General features: G+C 63.2%; 16 protein-coding genes and 1 riboswitch. Of the genes, 7 read left to right on the top strand and 9 right to left on the bottom strand.

All coding sequences use genetic code 11. From position 1 onward, the window contains the following. Positions 1-166 precede the first annotated feature (166 nt). The 3 genes from ACODSP_RS23835 to ACODSP_RS23825 all read left to right on the top strand — a co-directional run bounded on the left by ACODSP_RS23835 (position 167) and on the right by ACODSP_RS23825 (position 3,496). On the top strand, positions 167-2,182 hold the full coding sequence (locus ACODSP_RS23835) for an oxidoreductase (RefSeq protein WP_488968034.1): 2,016 nt from the start codon (positions 167-169) through the stop codon (positions 2,180-2,182). A gap of 28 nt (positions 2,183-2,210) precedes the next feature. Next, the gene (locus ACODSP_RS23830; protein WP_488968033.1) at positions 2,211-2,648 is read left to right on the top strand and encodes a nuclear transport factor 2 family protein; all 438 of its coding nucleotides are present in this window, start codon (positions 2,211-2,213) and stop codon (positions 2,646-2,648) included. Between the two features lie 311 nt (positions 2,649-2,959). Continuing rightward, a complete protein-coding gene (locus ACODSP_RS23825; protein ID WP_488968032.1) occupies positions 2,960-3,496 on the top strand; it encodes a PadR family transcriptional regulator in 537 nt (178 codons plus the stop codon). Positions 3,497-3,548: 52 nt separating this feature from the next. Here the strand turns inward: ACODSP_RS23825 and ACODSP_RS23820 are convergent, their stop codons facing one another. From ACODSP_RS23820 to purT, 7 genes are all read right to left on the bottom strand, one after another. Continuing rightward, a complete protein-coding gene (locus tag ACODSP_RS23820) occupies positions 3,549-5,171 on the bottom strand; it encodes a fumarate hydratase (protein WP_488968031.1) in 1,623 nt (540 codons plus the stop codon). A 116-nt stretch (positions 5,172-5,287) separates the two neighbouring features. Next, positions 5,288-5,635 (bottom strand): RidA family protein, encoded by a 348-nt coding sequence (locus ACODSP_RS23815; protein WP_054169384.1) that lies wholly within the window; start codon positions 5,633-5,635, stop codon positions 5,288-5,290. A 215-nt stretch (positions 5,636-5,850) separates the two neighbouring features. Next, on the bottom strand, positions 5,851-8,940 hold the full coding sequence (locus ACODSP_RS23810) for an efflux RND transporter permease subunit (RefSeq protein ID WP_488968030.1): 3,090 nt from the start codon (positions 8,938-8,940) through the stop codon (positions 5,851-5,853). A 26-nt stretch (positions 8,941-8,966) separates the two neighbouring features. Beyond that, positions 8,967-10,247 carry an efflux RND transporter periplasmic adaptor subunit gene (locus ACODSP_RS23805; protein ID WP_488968029.1) on the bottom strand — a complete coding sequence of 427 codons (1,281 nt, stop codon included), beginning with the start codon at positions 10,245-10,247 and terminating at the stop codon, positions 8,967-8,969. A gap of 213 nt (positions 10,248-10,460) precedes the next feature. Continuing rightward, on the bottom strand, positions 10,461-11,402 hold the full coding sequence (locus tag ACODSP_RS23800) for an AEC family transporter (protein WP_488968028.1): 942 nt from the start codon (positions 11,400-11,402) through the stop codon (positions 10,461-10,463). A gap of 3 nt (positions 11,403-11,405) precedes the next feature. Beyond that, complete coding sequence (locus tag ACODSP_RS23795) at positions 11,406-12,626, bottom strand: MFS transporter (protein ID WP_488968027.1); 1,221 nt, start codon at positions 12,624-12,626, stop codon at positions 11,406-11,408. Continuing rightward, complete coding sequence (gene purT / locus ACODSP_RS23790) at positions 12,626-13,798, bottom strand: formate-dependent phosphoribosylglycinamide formyltransferase (protein ID WP_488968026.1); 1,173 nt, start codon at positions 13,796-13,798, stop codon at positions 12,626-12,628. Before purT ends, ACODSP_RS23795 begins: the two co-directional genes overlap by 1 nt. Before the next feature lie 273 nt (positions 13,799-14,071). Between purT and ACODSP_RS23785 the strand changes: the two genes are divergently transcribed. The 4 genes from ACODSP_RS23785 (at position 14,072) to ACODSP_RS23770 (ending at position 17,446) form a co-directional block, all read left to right on the top strand. Then, positions 14,072-14,518, top strand: a complete 447-nt coding sequence (locus tag ACODSP_RS23785) for a MarR family winged helix-turn-helix transcriptional regulator (RefSeq protein ID WP_488968025.1) — start codon at positions 14,072-14,074, stop codon at positions 14,516-14,518. Beyond that, on the top strand, positions 14,511-15,578 hold the full coding sequence (locus ACODSP_RS23780; protein ID WP_488968024.1) for an HlyD family secretion protein: 1,068 nt from the start codon (positions 14,511-14,513) through the stop codon (positions 15,576-15,578). The genes ACODSP_RS23785 and ACODSP_RS23780 overlap by 8 nt, the downstream gene beginning before the upstream one ends. A gap of 15 nt (positions 15,579-15,593) precedes the next feature. Continuing rightward, a complete protein-coding gene (locus ACODSP_RS23775) occupies positions 15,594-17,114 on the top strand; it encodes a DHA2 family efflux MFS transporter permease subunit (RefSeq protein WP_488968023.1) in 1,521 nt (506 codons plus the stop codon). 74 nt (positions 17,115-17,188) lie between these two features. Then, positions 17,189-17,446 carry a hypothetical protein gene (locus tag ACODSP_RS23770; RefSeq protein WP_488968022.1) on the top strand — a complete coding sequence of 86 codons (258 nt, stop codon included), beginning with the start codon at positions 17,189-17,191 and terminating at the stop codon, positions 17,444-17,446. Here ACODSP_RS23770 and ACODSP_RS23765 read toward each other — a convergent pair whose 3' ends face one another. Both ACODSP_RS23765 and ACODSP_RS23760 read right to left on the bottom strand, forming a co-directional pair. Next, positions 17,447-18,208, bottom strand: coding sequence for a substrate-binding periplasmic protein (locus tag ACODSP_RS23765; RefSeq protein ID WP_488968021.1), 762 nt, complete (start codon positions 18,206-18,208; stop codon positions 17,447-17,449). Positions 18,209-18,425: 217 nt separating this feature from the next. Next, positions 18,426-18,935, bottom strand: coding sequence for a TIGR00645 family protein (locus tag ACODSP_RS23760; RefSeq protein ID WP_488968020.1), 510 nt, complete (start codon positions 18,933-18,935; stop codon positions 18,426-18,428). A gap of 207 nt (positions 18,936-19,142) precedes the next feature. Next, a riboswitch (guanidine-I (ykkC/yxkD leader) is annotated at positions 19,143-19,261 on the top strand. Positions 19,262-19,307 lie beyond the last annotated feature (46 nt).

Here is a 19,307-nt window from a genome sequence, read left to right as displayed (position 1 = left end):
CAACGCAACAACTTTCTGCAGACATATGTCACTTTTCTGAAATGAACCCAGAACGGGCCATGTAGGGCACGCAGGCGTCACGGCGCCGGCCATGTTTTGAAACAGCTTGCGGCGGGTCGGGCCGACGGTCATGTTTTATTCAACCAGTTGCATAAAGGAACCCGACATGACGGCCTACCCCCACCTGCTTCAGCCGCTCGACCTTGGCTTCACCAGCCTGCGCAACCGCGTGCTGATGGGATCGATGCATGTGGGGCTGGAGGAAGCGCCCAATGGCTTTGAGCGGATGGCCGCCTTTTATGCGGAACGGGCGCGCGGTGAGGTTGGGCTGATCGTTACCGGCGGCATCGCTCCCAATGAGCGTGGGCGCCCTGCCCCGTTCGGCGCCGTGCTGGCGACGGAAGAGGAGGCCGCCCACCACCGTATCGTGACGGATGCCGTTCATCAGGAAGGCGGCAAGATCGCGATGCAGATCCTGCATTTCGGGCGCTATTCCTATCAGAAGGATCTGGTCGCCCCCTCTGCAATCAAGGCCCCCATCAACCATTTCGTTCCCCATGCCCTAACCGGAGAGGAGGTCGAGGAGACCATTGCCGATTTCGTGCGCTGTGCCGCCCTGGCCCAGTTTGCCGGTTATGATGGTGTTGAGGTGATGGGATCGGAAGGTTACCTGATCAATGAGTTCATCGCCGCCCGCACCAACCATCGTGATGACGAGTGGGGCGGGGCTTACGAGAACCGTATCCGCCTGCCTGTTGAGATCGTCCGCCGTATCCGGGAAAAGGTGGGGCCGAACTTCATCATCATCTACCGCCTGTCCATGCTGGACTTGGTTGAAGGCGGATCGACCCTGGAAGAGGTGGTTCAGCTGGGTCAGGCTATCGAGGCGGCGGGCGCCACCATCCTCAATACCGGGATCGGCTGGCATGAGGCGCGTATCCCCACCATCGCCACCTCCGTGCCGCGCGCGGCCTTTGCCTGGGTGACGAGGCAGTTGAAGGGCAAGGTCTCCATCCCGCTGATCGCTACCAACCGCATCAATACGCCGGAGGTGGCTGAGAACCTGCTGGCCGAAGGCTATTGCGACATGGTGTCGATGGCCCGTCCCTTCCTGGCCGATGCGCATTTCGTGGCCAAGGCGCGCCAGAACAAGGCCGATGAGATCAATACCTGTATCGCCTGTAATCAAGCCTGCCTCGACCATACGTTCAGCGGCAAGATCACTTCCTGTCTGGTGAACCCGCGCGCCTGTCATGAGACGAAGCTGATCATCGCCCCGACGGCATCGCCTAAGAATATCGCCGTGGTGGGGGCTGGGCCGGCGGGCTTGTCCTTTGCGGTAACGGCGGCGGAGCGCGGGCACAAGGTGACCTTGTTCGAGGCATCGGCCCAGGTGGGCGGACAGTTCAACATCGCCCGCAAAATCCCCGGCAAGGAGGAGTTCAACGAAACCCTGCGTTATTTCCGCCGGCAACTGGAGCTGAAGGGCGTCACGGTGCGCCTCAACACCCGCGCCGATGTCGACATGCTGGCCGAGGGTGGGTTTGACGAGGTGGTGCTGGCCACCGGCGTGGTACCGCGCAAACCGGCGATTAAGGGGATCGACCATCCCAAGGTGCTGGGTTACCTGGACGTTCTGCGCGACGAGGTGCCGGTGGGCCGCAAGGTGGCCGTGATCGGGGCCGGCGGCATCGGCTTTGATGTCAGCACCTATCTGGTGGAGCGGCATGAGGCGCCATCAGCCGAGCGTTTCTTCAAACAGTGGGGTGTCGATCCCGACTATCGCCAACCCGGCGGCTGCACCAGGCCGGAGCTGGAACATAATGGAAGGCAGGTCTTCCTGATGCAGCGCACGGAGGGCAAGCTGGGCGAGAATCTGGGCCGCACCACGGGCTGGATCCACCGCACGGTTCTGAAGATGCATGGGGTGGCCACCATAGGCGGCGTCACCTATCGCCGCATTGATGATGCCGGCCTGCATGTCACCATCGGCGGCCAGGATCAGGTGCTGGATGTCGACCATGTCGTCATCTGCGCGGGCCAGGAGCCGCTGCGGGAATTGCAGGCTGGGTTGGAGGCACGGGACATCCGTGTCCATCTGATCGGTGGGGCCGATGTCGCCGCCGAACTGGATGCCAAGCGGGCCATCAACCAGGGCACGCGCCTGGCCGTCGCCCTCTGACCCGCCCGACAGAAGAGAGAAGCAATCCATGACCCAACCGTCAGGCCTGCACCCGGCTGCTGCCGCCTCCCTGGCCATCTGGCACGAGATCGTCGCCAGCCAGTCCATCGCCGCCCTGCGCGGCATCACCCATGAACAGGCGATCTTCCGGTCGCCCGTGGCCCATACAGCCTATGAAGGGGCGGATGCCCTGCTGCTGGCCATCGGCACCGTCATGCGGGTCTTCGGCGACTTCACCTATCACCGCACTGCTGTAACGGCGGACGGGCTGAATGTCGTGCTGGAATTTGCCGCCACGGTGGAGGGCAAACAGGTGAAGGGTATCGACTTCATCCGCTTTGATGAGCACGGACTGATCCGGGAGTTCGAAGTGATGATCCGTCCCCTGAGCGGCTTGCAGGCCCTGGCCGCAGAGATGGGGCGGCGCGTGGGACAGGATATCGCGGCCTTCAAGGCCAAAGCCTGACGAAGCCTCTTTCTTTGGGTCCACACTGATCAAGAGGCTGTTGTCGGAGCGAAGCCAGCTTGTTCCATCTGAACCTGACAAAATCCAAAGAAAGACTGTTGAGATAAAACGGTGTTGAGAATATCGCCTCCCCGGCGAAGGCCGGGGCCCAGGGGGTACGCGCCCGACGGTAGTGCTGCGGATAGCAAAGCAGATGGAAAAGTTGATACCCGGGCCCCGGCCTTCGCCGGGGAGGCAATTCAGCAATCCAAACAGATTAAAAACCCACCCGAATCTCAATAGCTATTAGCCCCCTTGATTGGACCGCCCCCATGTCCCTGCCCCACGCCCTGCTGACCGCCCTGATCGAACGCCCCGGCGCCGGTTCGGAACTGGCAGGGCGTTTTGACCGCTCCATCGGTTATTTCTGGCAGGCCACGCATCAGCAGATTTATCGCGAACTGGCGCGGCTGGAGGCAGCGGGCCTGATCGAGGGGACAGCGGTGGACGGGGCGCGCGGGCGCAAGCGGGCGTTCCAGGTGCTGCCGGCGGGACGGGCGGAGCTGGCGCGGTGGACAGCGGAGCGTCAGGAGCCGCTGCCCATCCGGGATGAAATGATGGTGCGGTTGCGGGCCGAGGCGATGGTGGGGCCGACCACCCTGCCGGACACGCTGGCCGAACTGGCGCAGCATCATCGTGACCGGCTGAAAACCTATCAGGATATTGAGAAGCGGGATTTCACCCCGGCCCCGACGGACAAGGGTCAGCAGCTGCGCCATCTGGTCCTGAAAGCCGGCATTGAATATGAGCGGCAGCGGGCGGCGTTCTGTGAACAGGCCATGGCGCTGCTGTCCGCCCCATCGGACTGACGGCCTGGGAATGCAAAACGCCCCATCCGGGTGGATGGGGCGCTGTCTGCTGTCACTTCGCGGCGTCGAAGAAATCATTGCCCTTGTCATCGGTGATGATGAAGGCGGGGAAATCCTCCACCTCGATGCGCCAGATGGCCTCCATGCCCAGTTCGGGATAGGCGATGCATTCGACCTTTTTGATACAGTCCTGGGCCAGACGGGCCGCGGCCCCGCCGATGGAGCCTAGATAGAAGCCGCCATGCTTCTGGCAGGCATTCTTGACAGCCGGTGAGCGGTTGCCCTTGGCCAGCATGACGAAGGAGCCGCCCGCCGCCTGGAACTGATCGACGAAACTGTCCATACGGCCCGCCGTCGTCGGACCGAAGGAGCCGGACGCATAGCCTTCCGGCGTCTTGGCCGGGCCGGCATAATAGATCGGGTGGTTCTTGAAATAGTCGGGCAGCGGCTGCCCGGCATCCAGCAGAGCCCGCAACTTGGCATGGGCACTGTCGCGCGCCACGATCAGCGGACCGGTCAGGGACACGCGGGTGCGGATCGGGTACTGGCTCAGGACCTTGCGGATATCATCCATGGGCTGGGTCAGGTCGATCTTCACCACCTCACCCGACAGCGCCGCCTCATCCACTTCCGGCAGGAAGCGGGCAGGATCGGTTTCCAGCTGTTCCAGATAGATGCCATCCTTGGTGATCTTGGCCAGGGCCTGACGGTCGGCCGAGCAGGAGACACCGATGCCGATGGGCATGGAGGCGCCATGGCGCGGCAGGCGGATGACGCGGACATCGTGGCAGAAATACTTGCCGCCGAACTGCGCCCCGATACCCAGCCCCTGGGCGGCCTTGAACAAGGCCTGCTCCATCTCCAGGTCGCGATAGGCGTGGCCGGATTCGGAACCCTGGGTCGGCAGGCTGTCATAATAGCGGGCCGAGGCCAGCTTCACCGTCTTCAGATTCTGTTCCGCCGACAGACCGCCGATGACCACCGACAGGTGATAAGGCGGGCAGGCGGACGTGCCCAGCGAGGCCATCTTCTCCTCGATGAAGGGGATCAGACGGTCGGGCGCCAGCACCGACGGCGTGGCCTGGAACAGGAAGGTCTTGTTGGCCGACCCGCCACCCTTGGCCATGAACAGGAACTTGTAGGCGTCCTCGCCGTCGGCGAAGATCTCGATCTGGCCCGGCAGGTTGGTGCGGGTGTTCTTTTCTTCATACATGGACAGCGGCGCCACCTGGCTGTAGCGCAGGTTCCGCTTGCGGTAGGCGTCGGCCACGCCTTCGGACAGGGCAGCCTCGTCGGCACCCTTGGTCCAGACCTTGCGGCCCTTCTTGCCCATGATGATGGCCGTACCCGTATCCTGACACATGGGCAGGATACCGCCGGCAGCGATGGAGGCGTTCTTAAGCAGGTCAAGCGCCACGAACCGGTCGTTGGGCGATGCCTCGGGATCTTCCAGGATGGCGCGCAGCTGGCCCAGATGGCCGGGACGCAGGAAATGGTTGATGTCCATGAAGGCGGCTTCGGCCAGCAGGCGCAGCCCTTCCGGCTCCACCTTCAACACGGTCTCGCCGTCAAACTCGACGGTGGAGACGTAATCGCTGGTCAGCTTGCGATAGGGCGTGGTGTCGGCACCCAGGGGGAACAGGCTGAAGCTCTGCTTCACAACATCATCGGGCATTTCTGGCTCCGGGTCTTTTCGGGGGCGGCGGGCCGGGGTCCGCCGTTCAAGGCCGTTCAGATAGCGCAGACCAACGGCCCCCGCCAGAGGGCCGTTGGTCTGGGGCGTCACGCTGCTTAAACAGCCGCGATGCAGACGATTTCCACCAGATAGCCGGGGGCGGCCATGCGGGCCTCCACGGTGGCGCGGGCCGGTGGGTTGCTCTGGTCCACCCAGGCGTCCCAGACCTCGTTCATGGCGGCGAAGTTGCCGATGGAGGACAGATAGATGGTGGTGGACAGGATCTTGGACTTGGATGATCCGGCCTCGGCCAGCAGGGCGTCGATCTGCGCCAGGACCTGGGCCGTCTGGCCCTTGATGTCGGCGCTGGTATCGGTTGCCACCTGGCCGGCCAGATAGACGGTACCGGCATGGATGACGGCTTCGCTCATGCGGCGGCCGGGATGCAGACGGACGATGCTCACCGAACAGTTCCTTATCTTGTCAGGGCCGCACCCGAATGGGCGGCCAGCATCTGCCGGGATAGGGGCAAGCGCCCCGGTTCACAAGTGGCGGCGGCAAATGCCAGTCATGCAGCCCATGCCGCTTATTACAAGATCGCCCCCAAGGCGCGTAAAAAGATTACGCCCGGATGGAGACCATCCGGGCGTAATCTTTCAGGACAGCAATGGAAGTTGGCTTATTCGCCATCCACCATGTGGGGACGCAGCGGCAGTTCCGGCTCCCGGCTGGTCAGCATGCGGCCCAGCTTCGGCCCGATCCAGTTCTGGAAATCATCCATCAGGGTGAACATGGTCGGCACGAAGACCAGCGACAGCATGGTGGAGGTGATCAGACCACCGATAACGGCCACCGCCATGGGCTGACGGAACTCCGTATCGGCACCCCAGCCGAAGGCGATGGGCACCATGCCGGCCACCATGGCGATGGTGGTCATGATGATGGGCCGTGCACGCTTGGCACCCGCATCCAGCAACGCCTCCCGCCGGCCCATCCCATGGTCGCGCATGGCGACGATGGCATATTCCACCAGCAGGATAGAGTTCTTGGTCACAATGCCCATCAGCATCAGGATACCGATCAGTGCCGGAAGCGACAGGGCCATGTTGCACATCAGCAGCCCGATCACCGCACCACCCAGCGACAGGGGCAGCGCCGTCATGATTGTCACCGGCTGGAAGAAGTTGTGGAACAGCAGGATCAGCACCGCGATGATCAGCAGGAACGCCGTGCCCAGCGCCACCGCAAAACCCATCATCATGATCTGCATCTGCTCAGACCCGCCATAGGCCGGCTTGGACACGCCCGACGGCAGGTGAGCCATGGAGGGCAGATTATTGATGGCCTTCGTCGCCTCACCCAGTTCGGCACTGTTCAGGTCGGCCTGCACAGAGATGCGGCGGGCGCGGTCGAAGCGGTCGATCTGCACCGCACCCGACCCCATTTCCAGCCTGGCCACCGCAGATAGCGGGACCGTGGCGCCGGTATTGGTGCGGACACGCAGATTGGCGATGGTATCCAGGTCGCCACGGGCCGCCGGGTCCAGCTGCACCCGGATCGGGACCAGACGGTCACCCAGATTGAACTTGGCGGAGTTGGTGTCGATTTCGCCCAGGGTCGCCACCTTGGCAACCTGACCGATGGAAATCACCGACACGCCCTGTTCAGCCGCCCGTTCAAACATCGGCCTGATCTGGATTTCGGGACGCTGAAGGGCCGCTGTCGAGGTCACGTTCTTCAGCATCGGCAGCGCCTGCATCTCTGCCAGAACCTTGTTGGCATGGGCGTCCAGCAGCGGACCGTTTTCAGAGGTCAGCATGATCGAGACGTCACGGTTGCCAAAGCCACCCGTCGAATTGAAGGAGAAGCGGACACCGGGGATCTTCTGCAACTCCGGCAGGACGCGGGTCTCGAACTCCTTCTGGTGGATACGTTCGCCACGCGGCTTCAGCATTACGATGATGGAACCACGGCGCACCTGCCCGCCACGACCGGCACGGGCCCAGGTCGTCTCCACTTCCGGCTGGGCGCGAAGCACATTGGCGGCGCGCTGAACGGAGGCGTCCATCTGCTCCAGGTTCACGCCGGGGGCCATTTCCATCTGCAGATTGGAGAAGCCGATATCCTGTGCCGGGATGAAGCCCGACGGCAGCGCCAGGGTCAGACCCACCGATGCGAAGAAGAACAGGGTGCCGGCGGCAATGGTCTTCCACCGGTTCGTGATGCACCAGCCCAGCAGCGTCTGATAGCGGTCGGCCCAGGGGCCTTCCTTATGCTCGTCCGGCTGTGCCGGTTTCAGGAAGTAGGCTGCCATCAACGGCGTCAGCAAGCGCGCGACCAGCAGCGAGAACAGCACCGCCACGGCCACGGTGACGCCGAACGACTTGAAGAACTGACCGGCGATACCGGGCATGAAGGACACGGGCAGGAACACGACAACGATGGTCATTGTCGTGGCCACCACGGCCAGACCGATCTCGTCAGCCGCTTCCAGGGCCGCTTCGAACGGACGTTTACCCTGCCGGATATGGCGGACGATATTCTCGATCTCCACGATCGCATCGTCGACCAGGATACCCACCACCAGGGCCAGGGCCAGCATGGTGATGCCGTTCAAGGTGAAACCGAACCATTCCATGACCAGGAAGGTCGGGATGGTCGACAGCGGCATGGCCAAGGCAGAGATCAGGGTGGCGCGCATGTCGCGCAGGAACCACCAGACCACACCCACCGCCAGCAAGGCACCAACCACCAGCGCCTCGATGGAGGCGATGTAGCTGTCCACCGTGTATTTCACGTTGGAGATGATCAGCTTGAAGGTCAGGTCCGGATAGTCCTTCTTCAGCTGCGCGATAACCTCATCCACGCCCTTGGCAATGGTCACTTCCGAGGAATTGGGCGAACGGCTGATGGCGAAGCCCACGGTGGGCACACCGTCCAGACGCGAAACACCGCGCAGTTCGGACGTGCCGTCCACGATATCGGCAATATCGGACAGCCGCACCTTGCGGCCACCGGCCACCGCGATCTCGACATTGCGAAGGTCATCCACGCTCTGGGCCCGGCCCAGTGTGCGGATGGACTGCTCTGCGGCACCGATCTCGCCACGCCCGCCGGGCATATCGATATTCAGCTGCATCAACTGTGAATTGACCTCGCCCGCCGTCACGCCCAGCGCCATCATGCGCTCAGGGCTCAGGTTGACGCGGATTTCACGGTTCTGGCCACCCAGACGCTCGACCTCGCCGACACCATCCACGCGCTTCAGCGAACGGGCCAGATCGCTGTCGATCAGCCAGGAAAGCTGCTCGACCGTGCGATGGCTGGAGGTCACGGCATAATAAAGGATGGCGTCGCCCGTCACGTCCAGACGCTGGACCTGCGGTTCATAGATATCCTGCGGCAGATCCGAACGGATACGGCTGACCGCGTCGCGCACGTCATTGACGGCACGGTCGGTATTATAGCCGATCTTGAACTCGATCGTGGTGTTCGAATAGCCGTCGGTGATGTTGGAAGAAACGTGGTCGATGCCCGTGATGTTGGACACCGCATCTTCGATCTTCTTCGTCACTTCCTGTTCAAGTTCCGACGGGGCCGCACCCGGACGCGACACACCCACATTAACGATGGGGAAGTCGATGTCGGGATTGCCGGTGATATCCATCTTCCAGAAGGAAATCAGGCCAGCCAGCGTCAGGATGATGAACAGGACGATGGGTGGTACGGGATGGCGGATGGCGACCGCCGAGATATTGCCGCGGCTCATGTCCGGTGCCTTTCTCTAATCAGCGGTCAGTTGGCGGGAAGCGGGTTGACCTTGTCGGCCGGCGTCGGGGTGACAATCACCTTGTCGCCGGTCTTCAGGTAGCCCGCACCCGTCAGCACCACATCCTCACCCGGCTTCAGACCGGACAGAATGGCCAGACGGTTGCCATCGCGCGGACCAGTCTGCACCTCCCGCGCCGTCACGGTGTGATGCCCCTTGTCATCCTTGGCGGCATCGACCACCACGGCCCAGCTCTTGGCATCGCGGTAGACCACGGCCTCTTCGGGTAGGACCGGTGCGCTCTGCGTGCCGGTACGGACGCGGGCCGTCAGGAACATGCCGGGCCGCAGATACGGATCATGCGGCACATCGATCTTCACGGTGCCGATACGCGTCTTGGTATCAACCACGGGAGAGATGATGCGGATGGTCCCGATAAAGGGCTTGCCGTTAATATCGACCGCCGACAATTCCGCCGTCTGCCCGACGGCCAACTGACGCAGGTCGATCTCCGGCACCTCGGCCAGCAGTTCGACGCGGTCATCGCGGATGATGCGGAACAGTTCGGTCCCACCGGCGCCCATGACGGCACCCAGGCGGGCATTACGCTTGGCGATGGTGCCATCGGTCGGTGCACGCACCTCCGTCTGGGCCAGACGCGCCGTGGCCTGGGCGCGGGCTGCTTCCGCCACGCCGACACGGGCCTTGGTCGTCAGGGCCGCCGACCGGCGGGCATCCAGATCGCGGGTGGAGATGGCGCCGGTACGGGCCAGTTCCTCGGCACGGCGGATATTGGCCTCCGCCTCCGCGGCCAGGGCCTGCGCCTCACGCAGCGACGCCTCACGTGACAGAAGATCGGCGCGCAGCACTTTGTCATCGAAACGGGCCAGCAACTGTCCGGCCTTCACCTTGTCACCCTCATCGACCAGGACCTCGGTGATGGCGAGGCCGGATGTCTGGGTCCCGATGGGCAGTTCATCCCAGGAAGCCAGGGAGCCGGTGACCAGCAGCTGACGCGGCACATCGCTGGCCGTCGCCTTCACCGCCGTCACGGTCAGGATGGAGGAGCTGTCCTTCTCACCCTTCTCCGCGGCGGCGGCGGGCTTGCCATCAGTAGCCTGCTTGGGCTTGAACGCCACATAGGCGCCAGCCCCCGCCAGCGCCACAACCACGGTGCCCAGCAATATCCATTTCAGCTTGGACGGACGTCGCCCGCCCGGCGGGGTCCAGCGCTGGCCACCCGGAAGATTGGGCCGATTATCGTTGCCATCATGGCCAGGGCGGGTGTGAAGAGGCTGCACCGTCATATCGTTCACCATCGTCGGGGCCGCGACAACGGGCGCGGCTACCGGGCGAGGGCGATCCACCGCTGCCCACCGCCCCCTGCGATGAACAACGTTCCCCCCGTCCTATTGCCGGACATTACATGCGGAAGATTGTCGCGGAAAGTCACACATGGTTTCACGCATGTAACGAATTATTGCGGCTGCGATCAAAAATGCCAGCAAGAACACGGAAATTCAGCCGCCACGAAAAATATCGATGATCAGACCTGTGGTCAGCGCAGAGAATAGCGTGGTTAACATGGTGGAGCTGGCGGTACGGGCCACATGGGTTTCGTAACGCTGGGCAAAGAGAAACGCGTTCATACCGCTTGGCATGCTGGCCGTTGTCACGGCAACCGCCAGAGTCAGCGGGGGCAAATCGAAAATGTAACGGCCTGAAACAAACACCGCCGCCGGCAGCACGAACAGTTTGACCATCGTCATGAACAACGTTCGCCCAACAAGGTCCGTAACGGTCAACCCCACCAGACTGGCACCCAGCGCGAACAGGGAACAGGGCACGGCGGCTTCACCCAGCATGCGGATCATGCCGTCGATCGGCCCAGGAATGGTCAGGCCAGTGGCACCAAAAGCCAAGCCTGACAGAATGGCAATGATCACGGGGTTCTTGACCAGGGCCGCCATGGTCTGACCCGCGATGCGCAGGGCCCCACCGCCCTGCCCTGCCCTGGACGCCTCGGCCAGGACCGTTGCGATCCCGATCAGCCAGGCGGCGTGCCCCGTGACCAGCAGCAGCATCTGCTGCAACCCCGCCTGCCCAAAGGCCGCCAGCATCAAGGGAACCCCAACCAGCACCGTGTTGGAGAAACACGACCCCAGCATCAGCGTGGCCGCCCCACCCAGCGTTTCCCGGTAAACCCAGCGGGCATAAAGGAAACTGGCCAGCATGATGGCGGTCAGCGCCAGATAATAGGCCACGATCAGGTTGATTTCATCGCCATGCGGCAGCCCGCGCGAGGCCATGGACCGGAACAGCAGGCAGGGCAGCGCCAGATAGAAAATGAAGTTGGAGAGGGATTTGGCGAAATCCGCCGGAAACACCGGCGGCCTGCCGACCACGAAGCCGATGGCGACCAGACCGAAGACAGGCAGGATGATGTTGAGGATCGTATCCATGCCTCAGCCCCGCGTCATGCGCGACAAGGCAGCGATGGCGAAAAGCGACAGGATCAGCATCAGGCCGACCACCGCGACCAGCCCACCCCAGCCCCATGCGGCCCAGATAACGCCCCCACCGGCCCCAACAAGGCTGGACCCCATATAATAGGAGAAGAGATAGAGGGATGATGACTGTGCCTTGCCCGTGGCGGGGGCCAGTGCCCCAACCCAGCCGCTGGCGATTGAATGCGCCCCGAAGAAGCCGAATGTCATCAGCCCGATACCGGGGACAATGGTGTAGAGCGTGTCCGCAAGCGTCAGGGCGACACCTGCCGTCATGATCAGCACGGCCCCCACCATCACCGGTGCCCGGCCCCACCGTACCGTCAACCGGCCCACGGTGGAGGATGAGCCCATGCCCAGCAGATAGGCGCTGAAAATCAGCGCCGCGACCGACTGCGGCAGGTCGAAGGGCGGCAGCAGCAGACGGAAACCCATGTAATTGAAGATGGTGATGAAGCCGCCCATCAGCAGGAAGCCCTGCGCGAACAGCAGCCGCAGATCGGCCCGACGCAGCGGAGCTGCCAGCGCGGTCAGCATCAGGCCCGGCCGTGCAGGTCGCCGCACAAATCCCGCCGACACCGGCAATGACCGCCAGACCGCGAAAGCAGCAATCAACCCCATCAGCCCGATCCCGATGGTCGCCGCCTGCCAGGGCAGAAAATCGACGACGACGCCAGTAACCAGCCGCCCCGCCATACCGCCCATCGCCGATCCCGCAATATAGAGGCCCATGGCCCGGTCCAATGCGGACGGGTGCATTTCCTCACCCAGATAGGCCATCGCCACCGCCGGCAGCCCCGCCAGCGTCACCCCAAACAGGGCACGCGCCAGCAAGAGCCCGTGCCAGGACGGGATGATGGCGGTCAGTAGTGTCAACAGCGCGGAAAGGGTCAGCGAGGCCGCCATCACCGGCTTGCGCCCGAAAATATCGGCCAGGGCACCGGACAGCAGCAGCGAGACCGACAGGAAACCGGTGGCAAGGGAAAGAGCCAGCGCAGCCTCTGCCGGCGCCACACCGAACCCCTCGGCCAGCAACGGCAGCAAAGGCTGCACATGATAGAGAAGGGCAAAGGTGGAAAAGCCCGCCGCGAACAACGCCAGGGAGACCCGGCGGAAAGCCGGGCTGCCGGTCTGGATACCGGTCATGGCACTGAAAGAAGGCGGCGGGCTGGCCGTCATCACTTGTAATCGATACGGATGCGCGAGGCCGCCTCAAAGGCGGTTGTCCGCGCCTCATCCGTGTCGGTGCCCCGCGCCAGGGCCACGCCCATGCGGCGATAGGGGCGCGTGGTCGGCTTGCCGAACAGGCGGACATCAACCGCCTGATCCGGGCGGCCCGTGAACAGGGCGTTGGCCAGACCGGTGAAGGCGAATTCCTGGGCCTCCCGGTCGGCCAGAATCACGGCGCTGGCCGAGGGGCCATAGAGTTCGACCGCCGGGATCGGCAGGCCCAGAATGGCGCGGGCATGCAGGTCGAATTCCGACAGGTTCTGCGAGGTCAGGGTGACCATGCCAGTATCATGCGGGCGGGGGCTCAGTTCGGAGAAGATGACCTCATCCTTGGTCACAAAGAATTCCACCCCGAAAATGCCATGGCCACCCAGGTCATTGACGACCTTGGCCGCCATGTCCTGTGCCGACTTCAACAGGTCGGCCCGCATGCCCATCGGCTGCCAGCTTTCCTGATAGTCACCGCGCTCTTGACGGTGGCCGATGGGCGGGCAGAAGACGATGCCGTCCTTGGTCCGCACGGTCAGCAGGGTGATTTCATATTCGAACGGAATGAACTCCTCGACGATCACCTTGGCCCGGTCGCCGCGCATATTGGCGACGGCATATTTCCAGGCGGCTTCAAGCGCGCCTTCTTCCCTGACGGTACTCTGGCCCTTGCCGGACGACGACATGACGGGCTTGATCACGCAGGGCAGGCCGGTATGGGCAATGGCCGCCTTCACCTCGTCAAAGCTTTCGGCATAGCGGTACTTGCTGGTCCGCAGGCCCAGATCGACAGCGGCCAGTTCGCGGATACGGTCGCGATTCATGGTCATCTGCGTGGCGCGGGCCGACGGCACCACCGTGAAGCCTTCGCTTTCCAGTTCGGCCAGCATCTCGGTACGGATGGCCTCCACCTCCGGCACGATGAAGTCCGGCTGGTGCTTTTCCACGGCGGCGCGCAGCTTGTCACCGTCCAGCATGGGGAAAACCTCCCGCCCGTCGGCCACCTGCATGGCCGGCGCATTGTCATAGGCATCACACGCGATGACCTGCGCGCCCAGACGCTTGGCGGAAATGACAAACTCGCGCCCCAACTCACCCGAGCCGAGCAGAAGAATCTTCGCGGTGAAAGGCATGGCCCACCCTTATGTCTTCCGGGCTGCCCGTCCAAAGGCGCCCCCATGGACAATGACCCTAGGGCGAAGGGTGCGGGCGCGCAACGGGGGCCGGGCGCGCGGGTGGCATGCCAAGGGCGTCATGCCTTAGCATCGCGCAGGTCACGGCAGATTGCCGCCATCTCCTCAATTCACCAGGATACGGGTTCTGTTCTGTGCCCCCGATATTTCTGCATGGCTGCCGGGGCGACCCATGCCTTGCTTATAGTAAGCATGCTTATATTATGTATGCCTATGAGTAACCTTGACCCCACGCCCCCATTCGGCGCATCCCTGGCGGACACGGCCCGGCTGCTGCGCAAGCGCTTTGACCAGCGGCTGCGCTTTACGGGCAGCACGCGCGCCCAATGGCACGCCATCTTCAAAATCTCCAAACAGGAGGGGATGAAGCAGGCGGAGCTGGCCGAGGCGCTGGATGTGGAGCCGATCACGCTCACCCGCCTTCTGGACCGGATGGAGGAAGGTGGCTGGGTACAGCGTCAGCCTGACCCGACCGACCGCCGCGCCCGCCTGCTGTTCCTGACGGACAAGGCACGGGAGGCGCTGGCCCCCATGCGGCTGGTGGTTGACGAGATTTATGAGGAAGCGCTGGCCGGCCTGGACAAGGCGGAGCGCGAACAACTGATGCATCTGCTGTCGCGGGTGCGGACCAACCTTTCCAAAGGTGAAGATCATGAGTGACACGGCAAAGCGCCCCCTGCTCGCTTGGCGCCGACTGGCGCTGGGTCTGGCCCTGCCGGTCGTGCTGGCGGGTACCGGCGCCTATGTCTGGGCCACAGGTGGCCGCTATGTCAGCACGGACAATGCCTATGTGAAGCAGGACAAGGTGGCCGTTGCACCAGAGGTGCAGGGTCTGGTCACTGCCGTGCATGTGGCGGAGAACATGGTGGTGAAGCGCGGTGACGTGCTGTTCGAGATTGATGCCCAGCCCTACCGCATCGCCCTGGCACAATCCGAAGCCGCCATCGCGACCGCCCGGCTGAATGTTGAGCGCATGCGTGCCGACCTGTCGCAGAAGCGGGCCGAACTGGCAGAAGCCGAACAGGAGCTGGAGTTCCGTCAGCGCGACCATGACCGGCAGGCCAGCCTCGCCCGCAACGGCTATGCCGCCCAGGCCAAGCTGGACGAGACGCGCAATGAGCTGCGCGCCGCCGAACAGGGCGTGGCCAAGGCCCGTCAGGGTGTGGCCGCCGCCTTGGCCGACCTTGGCGGTGATCCCGCCATCGCCACCGACCGTCACCCAACCGTGATGCAGGCCCTGGCCGCGCGTGACAGGGCCACCCTGGATCTGGAGCGCACTCTGGTCCACGCGCCCGCCGACGGCATCGCCAGCCAGACCGACCGCCTGCGTGTGGGACAGTTCGCCCTGCCCGGCATGTCGATGTTGAGCGTGGTGGAGACACAGGCCACCTATGTGGAAGCCAATGTCAAGGAAACCGACCTGACCAACATGAAGCCGGGTCAGACGGCGACGATTGAACTGGATGCCTATCCCGGCCGCACCCTGACGGCAAAGGTCGTGAGCATCGGTGCCGGCACGGGATCGGAATTCTCCGTCCTGCCCGCGCAGAACGCGACGGGCAACTGGGTGAAGGTGGTGCAGCGCGTGCCCGTCCGTCTGCAACTGGCAGAGGGCCAGTCGGTGCCGCTGCGTGCCGGCCTGTCCGCCAATGTCGATATCGATACGGGCCATAGCCGCGGCCTGCCCGGCTTTGCCACCGCACAGGCGGCGGCACGGTAACGCGGGAGATCCGCCATGACCGACACAGCCACCCTTAAAAAGGGCCCCCTGACTGTCGCCATCATGATGGCGACGATCATGCAGGTGCTGGACACCACCATCGCCAATGTCGCCCTGCCCAGCATGCAGGGCAGTCTGGGAGCCGCGCAGGACAGCATTACCTGGGTGCTGACCTCCTATATCGTCGCATCCGCCATCATGACGCCGATGACCGGATGGTTGACCGACCGGATCGGGCTGAAGCAGCTTTTTCTGATCTCCGTGGTCGGCTTCACGGCGGCCTCCATGCTGTGCGGCACCGCCGGCAGCCTGACGGAAATGGTCATCTGGCGGCTGCTGCAGGGCGTGTTCGGTGCCGCTCTTGTGCCCCTGTCACAAACGGTGCTGCTGAACATCAACCCGCCCGACCGTCATGGTCAGGCCATGGCCATGTGGGGGGCCGGCGTCATGGTTGGCCCCGTCATCGGCCCCACCCTGGGTGGCTGGCTGACCGAAAGCCTGAACTGGCGCTGGGTTTTCTACATCAACGTGCCCATCGGCATCATGGCCTTCCTGGGCATCCTGGCTTGGTTGCCAAAGGCACCCACGCGGCAGCGCGGGTTTGATTTCATCGGCTTCGCGCTGCTGTCCATTGGTGTGGGCACCTTGCAGCTGATGCTGGACCGGGGCGAACAGCTGGACTGGTTCGCCTCACCCGAAATCTGGCTGGAACTGGGTGTGGCGGTATCCGCCTTCTGGGGTTTCGGTGTGCATATGATGACGGCGGAAAAGCCGTTTCTGCCGCCACATCTTCTGCGCGACCGCAACCTGCTGCTGGGGCTGGTCTTCATCTTCATCATCGGCATCGTCGTCCTGGCCGCCATGGCCCTGCTGCCACCGATGCTGCAACGGTTGATGGGCTATCCCACCATCACCACGGGCATGGTGATGGCCCCGCGTGGCGTGGGCGTAATGATCTCCATGCTGATGGTCGGACGGCTGATGCGGGTAGTGGACCCACGCCTGCTGATCCTGACGGGTCTTTGCGTCACCGGCTGGTCGCTGCATATGATGACGGGCTTCACCATCGTCATGGATTCCAGCCCCATCATCCTGTCCGGTGTGATCCAGGGTTTGGGGATCGGCATGGTATTCGTGCCGCTGTCGACCATGGCCTTTGCGACCCTGGCCCCCGCCGACCGGCCCGATGCCGCCGGCCTGTTCAGTCTGGTGCGCAACATGGGCAACAGCCTGGGCGTGTCGGTCGTGACGGCGGCGCTGGCGCATTTCACCCAGATCAACCATGCCGAACTGTCCGCCCATATCAGCCCCTTCAACACCAATATCGACGGGCCGATCAGCATGGTGGGACAGGCCGCCCCGGAATTGCTGGCCGCTGCCGACCTGATGGTGAACCGACAGGCAGCGATGATCGCCTATATCAATGATTTTCAAATGATGATGCTGGTCACGCTGGCGGCCATTCCGCTATTGCTGCTGCTGCGCAAGCCGAAGGCGGCCGCCGCGTTGGACAAGCACGCCGCCGTGATGGAATGACCGCACCGCGCTGGCTGCACTTTTCATTCGCATGCAGGTTGCATTACTGTGGTCGCATCTGAAGAGGTGACGGTATGAGCGACGCGATCCGGCAAATCAGGGCACGCGCCCGCCGCAAGGCGGCGGGGCTGGTGCGGCTTGAATTCTGGGTGCCGGCTGCACGCCGGGACGATGTGCGGGCGGCCGTGGCGGCTGTCCTGGCCGATGAACAGGCCGACGACGTAGCGTCGATGGCAGACGTGCCGGACGCCACGACCGGTAGTGCCGACAATGTACCGGTTGTGCAGCGGCGTCAGCGGCTGATGACCGATATTGACGGTCTGCTGGACTGATCAGCGGCGCGCCGGCCCCGGTGCCGTCAGCGGCAGTTGCGACGATTGCAGCGAGGTTGACAATCCCAGATCGCGCAGCATCACCGCCAATGTTCCATCCGACGCCAATGACTGGATGGCAAGGTTCACTTCGGGCACGGTTACTGGACTGGCGGGGCTGACCAGACACACGCGGTCACGCGTGGCAACCGGGATGAAATCCGGTCTTGCGACCTTTGCCAGGGCCTCGTCACGCGATACAGCCAGACGCCATGTCGCCAGTGGCAAGATAACGGCATCCAGGCGCCCGCCTTGCAGCTTGCGCAGATTGCCATCGGCATTGCGCGCATCAATACGCTCCGCCTTTCCGCTGCTGAACAACGTTTCGACGGCGGCAGGGTAGAGGAAGCCCAACACCGTCCCCACCCGCGCGCCCAGCAGCGAGTCTATTGCCGCCGGACCGCGCAGTCCGGCAGACAGCAGCACGATGTCGTGATCGGTGAAGAATGACTGGGTGAAGCGGTCGGGCGCGAAGGCCGGATAATAGGGCTGTGCCGCCAGACAATAGGCATCGACGCTGCCGGTGGAGATTTCGGCAGCGATACGGTTACGCGGCACAAACCGGAACGCGGCATCCAGACCCAGCCGCGTCGCCAGCGCCCGGCCAAACTCCAGGGCAAACCCGCCCTTCAACTGCCCATTTTCGACAATGGCGAACGGTGCCTCGTTGTGATCACCGAAGGCAAATGTCAGGGGACGGGCCATGGCGGGGATAGATATCATGATAACGGCCAGAAGGGCCGCCGATCGCCACCACATTCCGCTGAAACGACCGGTCATCCCGGTTCCCCCTTACCCCACGGGATATGTTGCGTTCACATAACGCAGGTTTAAGGGTTTTTTAATAAATTTTTTGTGGTTAAAGCGAAATATTGCAACCTTGAAACAAAAGGTCACATGCCGGGCTGGACATGTGACCTGCATCTTCAATGACAAACCGTCAATCCTTGCCCTTGCCGGCGAAGGACAGCTTGTCCAGCCAGCCCATCAGCACAGCCGACACCACAAAGGTCAGGTGGATGATGACCAGCCACATCAGCTTGTCATTGGTCACCTTGTCGGCATCCATGAAGCTTTTCAGCAGGTGGATGGATGAAATGGCCACGATGGAGGCGGCGACCTTCACTTTCAGCGTGCCGCTATCCAGCTTGCCCAGCCAGGACAGCTTCTCGTCATTCTCGTCCAGTTCGATGCGCGACACGAAATTCTCATACCCGCTGATCATGACCATGACCACCAGACTGCCGACCAGGGTCAGATCGACCAGGCTGAGCGCCGCCAGGATCAGATCGGCCTCGCTCTCGCCGAACAGGGCGTAATCGAACAGATGGATCAGTTCGACACCGAACCGGACAGTGAACGCGACCAGCACCAATGCCAGACAAAGATACATCGGCACCAGCAGCCAGCGGGCCGAGTACAAGGTGCGTTCGATCAGACGTTCGATCACGGCAAACTACTCCATCAGGTCGGGCAACAGGCAGGCAGATGGCCCAAGCAGGCTCGGCCTGTCAACCTCGCGCTCCATCAATTCGCCCCTGCCCAAATTTTATGCGGCAGATGCAGGCAAACTGCCTGCCGTTGTGGCACCTCAAATCCCGCACCCCCGCAAATCCGCGCCACACCGGCTGGCACGGACCTTGCTGCTATACAGCGTATTAAAGGTGGCTAGGGTTCCGACCGTGGGAAACCACGGTGTCTGGTCCGAGAGCTGCCGCCAGACGCCGCCGGTTGCCGGCCCTGTCTGGTACACGGCGGGACAAAAGCCCGGGAGATCGAGGTGGGTTGGCGCCCCCTTACGGTCTCCGCCAACCCCCAAACC

This window comes from Niveispirillum sp. FG156 (genome assembly GCF_057809555.1).
This window is presented reverse-complemented; position numbering and strand designations above follow the sequence as displayed.